Below are 12,434 nucleotides of genomic sequence, written 5' to 3'. Positions count from 1 at the left end.
ACATGCCGAGTATCGGCTATTGCCAATTCATTTGTACAGTGCCCGGCAATGCAAAGTGAAGCCCGACTAAAACCGCCCGCGTGTCCGGGGCGCAATAGATGTATCGGGCGGACTGTCGAACTTTCCCAGAACTTTTCATGGGTGTGTCGCTTCGACACCCGATCGTGATGCGCCTCACGTAGTTTCCTCCAACTCTACCCGCGTAGAAATTTTGTGCGGGTAGTCTGAAGGAACCTGCTCAGCACCACACACCGGGAGTGCCAGTGGCACGCGTCGTAGTCGACGTCATGCTCAAGCCGGAGATCCTCGACCCCCAGGGCCAGGCGGTCCAGCGTGCGCTGCCGCGCCTGGGATTCGAAGGGATCTCGGACGTACGTCAGGGAAAGCGTTTCGAACTGGAAGTTGACGGGCCCGTTGACGAGGCCGCGCTCGCCCGCATCCGCGATCTTGCGGAATCCTTCCTTGCCAACACCGTGATCGAGGACTTCACGGTCCGGGTCGACGAAGTCGCGGAGGCGGCCAAGTGACCGCTCGTATTGGCGTCGTCACTTTCCCGGGCAGCCTGGACGACCGGGACACCCAGCGTGCGATCCGTATCGCCGGGGCCGAACCCGTCGCCCTCTGGCACAAGGACAAGGACCTCAAGCAGGTCGACGCCGTCGTGCTGTGCGGCGGCTTCTCCTACGGCGACTACCTGCGGGCCGGTGCCATCGCACGCTTCTCGCCGGTGATGGAGCCCCTCGTCGAGCAGGCGAAGGCCGGACTGCCGGTCCTCGGCATCTGCAACGGCTTCCAGATCCTCACCGAGGCCCACCTCCTCCCGGGTGCGATGCTCGGCAACGACCACCTCCACTTCATCTGCCGCGACCAGAAGCTGCGGGTGGAGAACGCGGAGACCTCCTGGACCAGCGACTACCGCGCCGGCCAGGAGATCCACGTCCCGCTGAAGAACATGGACGGCCGGTACGTCGCCGACGAGTACACCCTCGACAAGCTGGAGGCGGAAGGACGCGTCGCCTTCCGGTACGTCGACTTCAACCCGAACGGCTCGCTGCGGGACATCGCCGGCATCACCAACGAGGCCGGGAACGTCGTCGGCCTCATGCCGCACCCCGAGCACGCCGTCGAGCCGCTGATCGGTACGGGCCGTACCGACGGGCTCCCGTTCTTCACCTCGATCCTCAAGAAGCTGGTCAACGCATGAGCCGGACGCCTCTGGACACGGTCGAGCACGCGGCCGCGACCCCCGACGTCGAGCTGCCCTGGGCCGAACTCGGCCTGAAGAAGGACGAGTACGAGCGTGTGGTCGAGATCCTCGGCCGCCGGCCCACCGGTGCCGAGCTCGCCATGTACTCGGTCATGTGGTCCGAGCACTGCTCGTACAAGTCCTCCAAGGTCCATCTGCGCCAGTTCGGCGAGAAGGCGCCCCAGTCGGACGCGCTGCTCGTCGGCATCGGCGAGAACGCCGGTGTGGTGGACGTCGGCCAGGGCTACGCGGTCACCTTCAAGGTCGAATCGCACAACCACCCGTCGTACGTCGAGCCCTACCAGGGCGCGGCCACCGGCGTCGGCGGCATCGTCCGCGACATCATCGCGATGGGCGCGCGGCCGGTCGCCGTGGTCGACCCGCTGCGCTTCGGCGCGGCCGACCACCCCGACACCAAGCGCGTCCTCCCCGGTGTCGTCGCCGGCATCGGCGGCTACGGCAACTGCCTGGGCCTGCCCAACATCGGCGGCGAGGTCGTCTTCGACGCCTGCTACCAGGGCAACCCGCTGGTCAACGCCGGTGCCATCGGTGTGATGCGGCACGAGGACATCCACCTCGCCAAGGCCTCCGGCGCGGGCAACAAGGTCATCCTGTACGGCGCCCGGACCGGCGGCGACGGCATCGGCGGCGCCTCGATCCTGGCCTCCGAGACCTTCGACGACGCCAAGCCCTCGAAGCGCCCCGCCGTCCAGGTCGGCGACCCCTTCCAGGAGAAGCTCCTCATCGAGTGCACCCTGGAGGCGTTCAAGGAGAAGCTGGTCGTCGGCATCCAGGACCTCGGCGCGGCCGGCCTGTCCTGCGCCACCTCCGAGCTGGCCTCGAACGGCTCGGGTGGCATGCGCGTCACGCTGGACGACGTCCCGCTGCGCGACTCCACGCTCTCGCCGGAGGAGATCCTCATGAGCGAGTCGCAGGAGCGCATGTGCGCGGTCGTCGAGCCGGCGAAGGTCGACCGGTTCCTGGAGATCTGCGACAAGTGGGACGTCATCGCCACCGTCATCGGTGAGGTGACCGACGGCGACCGGCTGGAGATCTTCTGGCACGGCGAGAAGATCGTCGACGTCAACCCGCGCACGGTGGCGCACGAGGGTCCGGTCTACGAGCGCCCGTACGCCCGCCCCGACTGGCAGGACGCCCTCCAGGCGGACGACGCGAACAAGCTGCCCCGCCCGCAGACGAGCGAGGAGCTGAAGGGCCAGGTCCTGAAGCTGGTGGCCTCGCCGAACCAGGCCTCGAAGAAGTGGATCACGTCCCAGTACGACCACTTCGTGCAGGGCAACACCGTCCTCGCCCAGCCGGAGGACTCCGGCATGATCCGCGTGGACGAGGAGTCCGGCCTCGGTGTCGCGATCGCGACGGACGGCAACGGCCGCTACGCCAAGCTCGACCCGTACACGGGCGCGCAGCTGGCCCTGGCCGAGGCGTACCGGAACGTCGCCACGACCGGCGCCAAGCCGCTGGCCGTCTCCGACTGCCTGAACTTCGGCTCGCCGGAGGACCCGGCGGTGATGTGGCAGTTCGCGGAGGCCGTGCGCGGTCTGGCGGACGCCTGTCAGCAGCTGGGCACCCCGGTGACCGGCGGAAACGTCTCGCTCTACAACCAGACCGGCGAGGTCGCCATCCATCCGACCCCGGTGGTGGCCGTGCTCGGCGTGATCGACGACGTCGCCCGCCGTACCCCGGTCGCCTTCCAGGAGGAGGGGCAGCTGATCTACCTCCTCGGCGACACCCGGGAGGAGTTCGGCGGCTCGGCCTGGTCCCAGGTGATCCACGACCACCTGGGCGGGCTGCCCCCGCAGGTGGACCTGGAGCGGGAGCGGCTGCTGGCCGAGATCCTGATCTCCGCCTCCCGCGACGGCATGATCGACTCCGCGCACGACCTGTCCGACGGCGGTCTGATCCAGGCCGTGGTCGAGTCCGCGCTGCTCGGCGGCAAGGGCGCCCGCCTGATCGTTCCGGACGGCCTGGACGCCTTCACCTTCCTGCTGTCCGAGTCGGCCGGCCGCGCGATCGTCGCGGTGCCGCGTTCGGAGGAGGTCCGCTTCAACGACATGTGCGGTGCGCGCGGCCTGCCGGCCACCCGCATCGGTGTCGTGGACGGCACCGCGTCTGATTCCACCGCAGTGGTGGAGGTCCAGGGCGAGTTCACCCTCTCCCTCGCCGAGCTGCGAGAGGCCCACGAGGGCACGATCCCGGCGCTGCTGGCGTAAGCGGCCCCGCCGTACGAAACGCGAGGGCCCGCCCGTTGCCACGGGCGGGCCCTCCGCAGGCGGGCCGGGCGAACGCGCGTGGTACACGTGCGACTTGCCGAAAAGCGGCTCAGCCGCGCGGTCCCGGGACAACCGGCCGAAGCGCCGTGTCCGGCAGGCATAAGGTCGCTCTCATGCCACCGGCCAAGAAGCGCGCCCGCAGCTACGACCCCGCCAAGACCCGAGCCGCGGTCCTCGCCCAGCTCGCAAACGTCCGGGAGGCCGTCCGCGGCCTCGACCCCGAGCAGCTCGCCCTGCCCACCCGGCTCGACGACTGGACCGTACGGGATCTGATCGCGCACATCGGCATGGCCGCCACCGCCGTGCACCGCGCCCTGGACCGGCCGGCCCCGCCGAAGCAGGACCTTCCGGTGGCCGAATGGCCTTTCGCCACCGCCAAGAGGTCCGCCGCCATCGCCGACTTCACCCGGGACCTCGCCGCGGATCACCCGGACCTCGACGCCTACCTCGCCGACATCGACCAGAGCCTGCGCGCCCGGCTCGCCGAGCACCCCGGCAGCCGGCTCGTGCGGACCAACGCGGGCGCCCTGCCGCTGGACGACTACCTGGTCACCCGCACCATCGAACTCGTCGTCCACACCGACGACCTCAACGCCGCCGTCCCGGGCCTTGCGGTGCCGTACGACCGGCAGGCCCTGGCCGCCGCCACCCGGCTGCTCGCTGACGCCCTCGCCGTGAAGGCGCCCGGCGGCTCCACCGAGGTGCGCGTGCCGCCGTACGCCGTCGTGCAGTGCGTCGAGGGGCCCCGGCACACCCGTGGCACCCCGCCGAACGTCGTGGAGACCGACCCGCTGACCTGGATCCGGCTCGCCACCGGCCGCGTGGGCTGGGCGGACGCCCTCGCCGAGGCCAAGGTCAGGGCGAGCGGGGAGCGCGCGGACATCGGCGGGCTGCTGCCGCTGATGTCGTAGCGGAACCGCTCGTCCAGCCGGCCCGTCGAATCGGTATGAACCGGCACAAGAAGCGCGTGACCTTGATGGTGGCCGCCGTGCTCCTCCCGTTCACGGTGGCCGGCGGCGGCGAGCGGGGGGACAGTGGTCCGGTGAGCGTCCAGCAGCCGGTGACCGGGATCGACTGGCGCGTCGACGGTCTCACCGTCGGCGGCACGACCCGGCACGCGCCCGCGGCCGCCCGGCTCCGCATCGACGAGGACGGCACGGCGGCCGGCAACCTGGGCTGCAACCGGTTCAGCGCCCGCGCCACCGTGCACGGCGACCGGATCACCATCGGGAACCTCCGCGCCACCCGCATGGCCTGCGACCAGGTCCGGATGGACTTCGAGCGGGCCCTCGCCCGAACCCTCACCACCGGCACGCTCGTCGCCAGGACCGACGCAGGGAAACTGACGCTCACCGACGGCGACGGCGACCGCGTCCACCTCAGCCGCAGCGCCCCCGAATGATGTGCGACACCTCACTCACGGACACCGCAAAGATGCCCGTGGCCTGCCCGCACAGCGTGCCCGACACCGTCGACGATCCCTGACGCGCCGCGTTGACCAGCGCAAACGTAGAATCCGCCAAGGTGATCGACACCGACCGGCCGGTCCGGGGCGCGTATCCCCAATTCGGACCAGTGGTCGACCTCGCCTACACTCGGTGGTGTGCCACGTGGTGACGGTCGACTCAATCACGATCTGCTTCCCGGCGAAAAAGGCCCCCAGGACGCTTGCGGCGTCTTCGGTGTCTGGGCTCCGGGTGAAGAGGTCGCAAAGCTCACGTACTTCGGGCTCTACGCCCTCCAGCACCGGGGTCAGGAATCCGCGGGAATCGCGGTAAGCAACGGCTCCCAGATCCTCGTCTTCAAGGACATGGGCCTGGTCTCCCAGGTCTTCGACGAGACCTCGCTCGGTTCGCTCCAGGGTCACATCGCGGTCGGACACGCCCGCTACTCGACCACCGGCGCCTCCGTGTGGGAGAACGCCCAGCCGACGTTCCGCGCCACCGCGCACGGCTCGATCGCGCTCGGCCACAACGGCAACCTGGTCAACACGGCGCAGCTCGCCGAGATGGTCGCCGACCTGCCGAACGAGAACAACAGCCGCTCCACCCGGGTCGCGGCGACCAACGACACCGACCTGCTCACCGCGCTCCTCGCGGCCCAGGTCGACGAGGACGGCAAGCCGCTGACCATCGAGGAGGCCGCTCATCAGGTCCTCCCGAAGGTGCGGGGCGCCTTCTCGCTCGTCTTCATGGACGAGCACACCCTCTACACCGCCCGTGACCCGCAGGGCATCCGCCCGCTGGTCCTGGGCCGCCTGGAGCGCGGCTGGGTCGTCGCCTCCGAGTCCGCCGCCCTGGACATCTGCGGAGCCAGCTTCGTCCGCGAGATCGAGCCGGGCGAGTTCGTCGCCATCGACGAGAACGGTCTGCGCAGCTCGCGATTCGCGGACGCGAAGCCCAAGGGCTGTGTCTTCGAGTACGTGTACCTGGCCCGCCCGGACACCGACATCGCCGGCCGGAACGTGTACCTCTCCCGCGTGGAGATGGGCCGCCGCCTGGCCAAGGAAGCCCCGGTCGAGGCCGATCTGGTCATAGCGACCCCGGAGTCCGGCACCCCGGCCGCCATCGGCTACGCGGAGGCCTCCGGCATTCCGTTCGGCGCCGGCCTGGTGAAGAACGCCTATGTGGGCCGGACCTTCATCCAGCCCTCGCAGACGATCCGCCAGCTCGGCATCCGCCTGAAGCTGAACCCGCTCAAGGAAGTCATCAAGGGCAAGCGCCTGGTCGTCGTCGACGACTCGATCGTGCGCGGCAACACCCAGCGGGCCCTGGTCCGCATGCTCCGCGAGGCGGGCGCCGCCGAGGTCCACATCCGGATCTCCTCCCCGCCCGTGAAGTGGCCCTGCTTCTTCGGCATCGACTTCGCCACGCGCGCGGAGCTGATCGCCAACGGCATGACCATCGAGGAGATCGGCACCAGCCTCGGCGCCGACTCGCTCGCCTACATCTCCATCGACGGCATGATCGAGGCGACCACGATCGCCAAGCCGAACCTGTGCCGCGCCTGCTTCGACGGCGAGTACCCGATGGAGCTGCCGGACCCCGAGCTGCTGGGCAAGCAGCTCCTGGAGACCGAGCTGGCCGCGGGCCCGGCCGCCACGGCCGCGTCCGACGCGATCCGTCGTCCGTAATCCCCGCTGTTCCACGCAGTACGACCCGAAAGTTCTCACAGCCATGTCTGCTGAATCTGATCAGCGTGCTGCGCACGCGGGCACTGGCGCCAGCTACGCGAGCGCGGGCGTCGACATCGAGGCGGGCGACCGCGCCGTCGAGCTGATGAAGGAGTGGGTGAAGAAGACCCAGCGCCCCGAGGTCCTGGGCGGCCTCGGCGGTTTCGCCGGGCTCTTCGACGCCTCCGCCCTCAAGCGCTACGAGCGCCCGCTGCTCGCCTCCGCCACGGACGGCGTCGGCACCAAGGTCGACATCGCGCGCCGCATGGGCGTCTACGACACCATCGGCCACGACCTGGTCGCCATGGTCATGGACGACATCGTGGTGTGCGGTGCCGAGCCGCTGTTCATGACCGACTACATCTGCGTCGGCAAGGTGCACCCCGAGCGGGTCGCGGCCATCGTGAAGGGCATCGCGGAGGGCTGTGTGCTGGCCGGCTGCGCCCTGGTGGGCGGTGAGACGGCCGAACACCCCGGTCTGCTGGGTGCGGACGACTTCGACGTCGCCGGCGCCGGTACGGGCGTCGTGGAGGCCGACCGGCTGCTCGGCGCGGATCGTATCCGTACGGGTGACACCGTGATCGCCATGGCGTCCTCCGGGCTTCACTCGAACGGGTACTCCCTGGTCCGCCACGTCCTGCTGGACCGCGCCGGCCTGGCCCTGGAGTCGGAGATCGCGGAGCTCGGCCGCACCCTCGGCGAGGAGCTGCTGGAGCCCACGAAGATCTACTCGCTGGACTGCCTGGCGCTGACCCGCACCGCCGAGGTGCACGCGTTCAGCCACATCACCGGCGGCGGCCTCGCCGCCAACCTGGCCCGGGTGATCCCGGACGGCCTGCACGCCGTGGTCGACCGCTCCACCTGGACCCCGGGCGCGATCTTCGACCTGGTCGGGAAGACCGGTGACGTCGAGCGCCTGGAGCTGGAGAAGACCCTCAACATGGGCGTCGGCATGATCGCGATCGTCCCCGAGGAGTCGACCGAGGTGGCGCTCGCGACCCTGGCCGACCGGGGAGTCGACGCCTGGGTCGCCGGTGAGATCACCGAGCGTGGCGCGAAGACGGCCGGCGCCGAGCTGGTGGGCGACTACGCCGTCTGACCCTGCGGACAGCACAGAAGCCGGTCGGTGGCGGTGCCACCGACCGGACTGGTGCTCAGTGCAAGGTCAAGCGCCTCGACGATGCTGTGCGGGACCTTCGTCCTCGTCCTCGTCGTCCTCATAGAGGTCGGCGTAGCGGGAGTACAGGTCGTCGTCTTGCTCATCGTCCTCGAAGCGGTCACCGTTCGGCGACTGATTCGATGTCGATGCGCCCAGCTCCTCGGCCAGGCGTGAGAGGTCAGTCCCGCCGCTGTTGTACTTCAGCTGGCGGGCGACCTTCGTCTGCTTGGCCTTGGCCCGGCCGCGCCCCATGGCTCGACCCCCTCAACGACGGGGCTCGACGGCCCCAGAGTCTGACACGCGTTCATGATCTGGAACGGACTCTCCATGGAGAGGCCGGTCCGTAGGGCTTCCACGGTACCTGAGCCCGCGCCCATACGGTACGTCGCCCGCAGCACGCGCGTCTGCCCAGGACCGTCGAGGCGCCCCGTCCTCGCTGGTCAGTGGCGATTTTAACCACTTATCGGGGAACGACCCGCCGGTGGAAGTGAGAGTTCTCTCTAAGTTCCCGCCGGCGGGTACCGCTCACGTGTGCGATCGGGTCAGCGTGGGGCGCGGCTCGTGCGGGCCTCGGCCATCCGCTGCTCGGCGATCCGGTCGGCCGCGGCGGCCGGCGGAATCCCGTCTTCCTTCGCACGTGCGAATATGGCCAGCGTGGTGTCGAAGATCTTCGACGCCTTCGCCTTGCACCGGTCGAAGTCGAACCCGTGCAACTCGTCGGCCACCTGGATGACCCCGCCGGCGTTCACCACGTAGTCCGGCGCGTAGAGGATCCCGCGGTCCGCGAGGTCCTTCTCCACCCCGGGGTGGGCCAGCTGGTTGTTGGCCGCGCCGCACACCACCTTGGCGGTGAGCACCGGCACGGAGAGGTCGTTCAGGGCGCCGCCGAGGGCGCACGGGGCGTAGATGTCGAGACCGCCGACGTGGGCGCCCCGGATCAGTGCGTCGGTGTCGGCCACCGCCGTGACCCCGGGGTGCTGGTCGAGGACCCGCTGGACGGCGTCCGCGCGCACGTCGGTGACGACGACCTCGGCGCCCTCGTCCAGCAGGTGCCGCACCAGGTGGTGGCCGACCTTGCCGACGCCGGCGACGCCGACCTTGCGGCCGCGCAGCGAGGGGTCGCCCCACAGGTGCTGGGCGGATGCGCGCATGCCCTGGTAGACGCCGAAGGCGGTGAGGACGGAGGAGTCGCCGGCGCCGCCGTTCTCGGGGGAGCGGCCGGTGGTCCAGCGGCACTCGCGGGCCACGACGTCCATGTCGGCGACGTAGGTGCCGACGTCGCAGGCGGTGACGTAGCGCCCGCCGAGCGAGGCGACCATGCGCCCGTAGGCGAGGAGCAGCTCCTCGGTCTTGTCGCGCTCCGGGTCACCGATGATCACGGCCTTGCCGCCGCCGTGGTCGAGACCGGCCATGGCGTTCTTGTACGACATCCCGCGCGCGAGGTTGAGGGCGTCGGCGACGGCCTCCGCCTCGGTCGCGTACGGGTAGAAACGCGTGCCGCCGAGGGCCGGGCCCAGGGCGGTGGAGTGGATGGCGATCACGGCCTTGAGGCCGGTGGGGCGATCCTGGCAGAGCACGACCTGCTCATGGCCACCCTGGTCCGAATGGAACAGAGTGTGCAGGACATCGGCAGGCGCGCCGGTTACGTCGGTCACTGTGGTGACTCCTGTGTACTAGCGGCGAGTGGGGTGCGGTCCCCGTACGGGTGGCGGGGAACCGTGGCATGAGCGTAGAGCCTCGGTTCCCTCACCATCCGCGCAGTGTTCAGGATCACTCTCCCGGTCTCTCTGCGCACGCATGAGCGTGGCACGATTTGCAGTGGTTTCGAGCCGGGTCCGATGGGGAGGGAGCAGGCGTGCCGAAGGTGTCCCCCGTGGTCGTCCCCTATGCCGCTTATCTGCGCGTGTACGAACCGCTGGGCGCCTTCCCGGAGCCGGAGCGCAGCCACTGGGCGCGTTACGCCCGCCGTTCCGACCGCCCCTCCTACCAGGACGAACTCCGCCGTTCCCTGGCCGACTTGCTGCCCGTCCCGCCGATCGCGGTGCCGGTGCACGAGAGCGGCGACGCCTTCGTGCTGGAGATCGACGGCGTGACCTGTGTGTGCCCCTGGCGGACCCGGCTGCGCGGCTGGCAGGCACTGGGCGAGCTGGGCGAGGAGCTGCCCCCACCGGTGCTGGACGCGGTGCTGCCGCCGGTGGTGCGTCACCAGGCCGCCCAGGACTACGAGCGCTGGCTCGCCCGTAACCCCGACGCCCGCCCGTGGATCCGTACGGCGACCTGGCAGGTACCGCTGAACTGGTTCGTGCTGGTCTCGGACGAGGAGCGGCGGTACGAGAAGGGGACCGCCGACGTGCCCCCGGTGCTGCGTTACCGCACGCCGATGGTGCAGGCCAGGCGCCGGGTGGCGCGGGCGCTGCGCACGCTGAGGGACACCGTGGAGGAGGGCCCGCTGATCGACGGCCTGGTGGACGTCGGCCGCTGGCTGGAGGAGTTCCACCCGCGCTCCCTGGTGGAGCTGGACTACGGCGGTCTGGTGCACGTGCTGCCGGCGGGCGAGCTGGAGGACGATCACTCGGCGGCGGACGTGGCCGCCGGCATCGAGGCGCTGCGCCGGGGTGACGGGACGGCCGCCGGGAAGGCGTACGGGCGGCTGGTGGAGCGGTGGCGGGCGGTGCGGGACCGGCGCTCCGCGAACTGAGGCGACTCCCGGCGCCCTGAGTGACGTACGTCACGGCCCGAAACGCGGAGAACGACGTACGGTCTAGGGCACTTGACCCATCTGACGGGACGTTGGTCCCGATCTGGACTTTCGTCCCAAGGGTGATGGACGGCACTTACCCGGCCCTTGCGCCTCTTGCCACCCCTCATGCCAAAATAGGACAAGGAGTCCGGGGAGGGCTCCGTCCGTCCAACTATGCTCCACTGTGGGCGGATTCTCAGCATTGCACGCTTTGGGGGGTCTGGTGACTCCTGATCGCCACTGTGACTGATCGTCACAGTGGCGTGACTGTCCGCTATGGCATGGTCCATCGGCTTCCGTCGCTGATGAACACCTGGGAGGGCAATTCCATCGGTTTGGCCGACGGGGCTGGACAGATGGTGTAGTTGTAGTGCCGAGGACAAGCCGTTCGTCCTATAACCGACTCGACTCGCGTCCGCCATTTCGGGCAACGCGGGTCAAGGTGCAGAATTTAGAGGAAAGAACCGAGAAGGTTCGGTTCTCCCGAGGAGGCCGCTCATGACCGCTCGCACCCCTGATGCCGAGCCGCTGCTGACCCCGGCTGAGGTCGCCACCATGTTCCGTGTCGACCCCAAGACGGTCACGCGGTGGGCGAAGGCCGGCAAGCTTACGTCCATCCGCACGCTCGGCGGGCACCGCCGCTACCGCGAGGCCGAGGTGCGCGCTCTGCTCGCGGGCATCCCGCAGCAGCGCAGCGAGGCCTGAACAACTCCATAACCGGGCAAGACGGTCGGTCCCCCAACCGGCCGAGGCGCCCGAACCCTAGCTCCAAGCGACGCGGGACCTGCCCCAACAGGCCCCTCGCCCAGGCCGAAAGAACGTTGCAGGCAAGCCGTACAGGGTGCGTCGTCGATCGCGCTGGACTCCGCCGGGTCCAGCGCGATCTTTTTTGTGTGCAGGTCCGGGGCGGGGGCGGCGCCTGTGCGCGTCCTTGTCGGAGTCTGGGGAGGCGTGTCGGAACGGCTGTGCGTGGCCCGCGGGGGCGGTGCAATTGCACATATTAAATCGACCCATTGTATGAAGGGGTTAAGTACCGCCGTTTCAAAAACTCATGCGGTGACACCCGTCACACGGCGGGACGCTTGTTGCCTGTGGCATGTGTGCGCTAGTGAAAGTGCCTGTTCCAGACTCCCATGCCCGCACGGGTGTTGAGGCCGGCGGAGGTCACGCGGTACGGGGGCTGCGGTCCTCGGCGCGCTCCGGCTCGGTCTCCTGGCCCAGCGGACCGGCGTCCATCGCCAGCCGCAGCAGGCGGTGGCAGATGGGGCAGTGGCGGGTGAGATGTCGGTAGGACGAGGCGGCCGACAGATGTGCCCTCAGAAGCGCTCGCGTCTCATGCCTGACCGACGCCGCCATACGCCACCCCCAGGAGCCGCACGGGAGGAACGAGCCCTGCTCCCTGGGTACCGACGGAATGTGACCCCGTCAAGGGAGCCGACGCCACCCGGCCCTCACGGCAACACAAAAGGACCCCTCCCGGGACCCTTCGCGGGGGCGGTAGGGGTGAGGCGCGCTTCCCTTGCGGGGGTGGGGGTATGAGTGGGCCCGCTTGCCTTGGCGGGGCGGGGCGGGGCGGGGCGGGGCGGGGTGTCAGTCGGTGTCGTGCTGACGGGATTTGCTGTGTTTGATTGCGGCTCCGCCGCGGGCGCGGCCTCCGTCTTCGGGGTGGGGCCGGGTATGAGTGAGGCCCCGCTTCCCTTGTCGGGGCGGGGCCTCAGCCTTCATGCGGTCCTGACGGGATTTGCTGTGTTTGATTGCGGCTCCGCCGCGGGCGCGGCCTCCGTCTTCGGGGTGGGGCCGGGTATGAGTGAGGCCCCGCTTCCCTT

The 12,434-nt window shown here is 69.6% G+C and carries 12 protein-coding genes; 9 read left to right on the top strand and 3 right to left on the bottom strand.

Annotation, left to right across the window (positions count from 1 at the left end):
- Positions 1-263: 263 nt before the first annotated feature.
- The 7 genes from purS to purM all read left to right on the top strand — a co-directional run bounded on the left by purS (position 264) and on the right by purM (position 7,808).
- The gene (gene purS, locus ACZ7DL_RS21030) at positions 264-527 is read left to right on the top strand and encodes a phosphoribosylformylglycinamidine synthase subunit PurS (RefSeq protein WP_014673609.1); all 264 of its coding nucleotides are present in this window, start codon (positions 264-266) and stop codon (positions 525-527) included.
- Positions 524-1,204, top strand: a complete 681-nt coding sequence (gene purQ, locus ACZ7DL_RS21025) for a phosphoribosylformylglycinamidine synthase subunit PurQ (RefSeq protein ID WP_470775858.1) — start codon at positions 524-526, stop codon at positions 1,202-1,204. Before purS ends, purQ begins: the two co-directional genes overlap by 4 nt.
- A complete protein-coding gene (gene purL / locus ACZ7DL_RS21020; protein ID WP_470775856.1) occupies positions 1,201-3,477 on the top strand; it encodes a phosphoribosylformylglycinamidine synthase subunit PurL in 2,277 nt (758 codons plus the stop codon). Before purQ ends, purL begins: the two co-directional genes overlap by 4 nt.
- A gap of 173 nt (positions 3,478-3,650) precedes the next feature.
- Positions 3,651-4,448, top strand: coding sequence for a maleylpyruvate isomerase family mycothiol-dependent enzyme (locus ACZ7DL_RS21015; RefSeq protein ID WP_470775854.1), 798 nt, complete (start codon positions 3,651-3,653; stop codon positions 4,446-4,448).
- A 65-nt stretch (positions 4,449-4,513) separates the two neighbouring features.
- Positions 4,514-4,939: an META domain-containing protein gene (locus tag ACZ7DL_RS21010; protein ID WP_470776127.1), complete on the top strand. Its 426-nt coding sequence runs from the start codon at positions 4,514-4,516 to the stop codon at positions 4,937-4,939.
- 201 nt (positions 4,940-5,140) lie between these two features.
- On the top strand, positions 5,141-6,670 hold the full coding sequence (gene purF / locus ACZ7DL_RS21005; RefSeq protein WP_470775851.1) for an amidophosphoribosyltransferase: 1,530 nt from the start codon (positions 5,141-5,143) through the stop codon (positions 6,668-6,670).
- 43 nt (positions 6,671-6,713) lie between these two features.
- Complete coding sequence (gene purM / locus ACZ7DL_RS21000) at positions 6,714-7,808, top strand: phosphoribosylformylglycinamidine cyclo-ligase (protein ID WP_470775849.1); 1,095 nt, start codon at positions 6,714-6,716, stop codon at positions 7,806-7,808.
- A 66-nt stretch (positions 7,809-7,874) separates the two neighbouring features.
- Here purM and ACZ7DL_RS20995 read toward each other — a convergent pair whose 3' ends face one another.
- Complete coding sequence (locus ACZ7DL_RS20995) at positions 7,875-8,120, bottom strand: DUF3073 domain-containing protein (protein WP_470775847.1); 246 nt, start codon at positions 8,118-8,120, stop codon at positions 7,875-7,877.
- A gap of 290 nt (positions 8,121-8,410) precedes the next feature.
- On the bottom strand, positions 8,411-9,523 hold the full coding sequence (locus ACZ7DL_RS20990) for a Leu/Phe/Val dehydrogenase (protein ID WP_470775846.1): 1,113 nt from the start codon (positions 9,521-9,523) through the stop codon (positions 8,411-8,413).
- Between the two features lie 200 nt (positions 9,524-9,723).
- On the opposite strand from ACZ7DL_RS20990, the gene ACZ7DL_RS20985 reads away from it, so the two are divergent.
- The gene (locus tag ACZ7DL_RS20985; protein WP_470775844.1) at positions 9,724-10,566 is read left to right on the top strand and encodes a DUF8083 family protein; all 843 of its coding nucleotides are present in this window, start codon (positions 9,724-9,726) and stop codon (positions 10,564-10,566) included.
- 540 nt (positions 10,567-11,106) lie between these two features.
- Complete coding sequence (gene bldC / locus ACZ7DL_RS20980) at positions 11,107-11,313, top strand: developmental transcriptional regulator BldC (protein ID WP_003949541.1); 207 nt, start codon at positions 11,107-11,109, stop codon at positions 11,311-11,313.
- A 459-nt stretch (positions 11,314-11,772) separates the two neighbouring features.
- Here the strand turns inward: bldC and ACZ7DL_RS20975 are convergent, their stop codons facing one another.
- A complete protein-coding gene (locus ACZ7DL_RS20975; RefSeq protein ID WP_470775842.1) occupies positions 11,773-11,964 on the bottom strand; it encodes a DUF6274 family protein in 192 nt (63 codons plus the stop codon).
- Positions 11,965-12,434: the final 470 nt, after the last annotated feature.

Source organism: Streptomyces sp. NPDC036984, assembly GCF_055607665.1.
The sequence above is the reverse complement of the archived record's forward strand: the minus strand, read 5'-3'. Positions and strand labels throughout refer to the sequence as shown.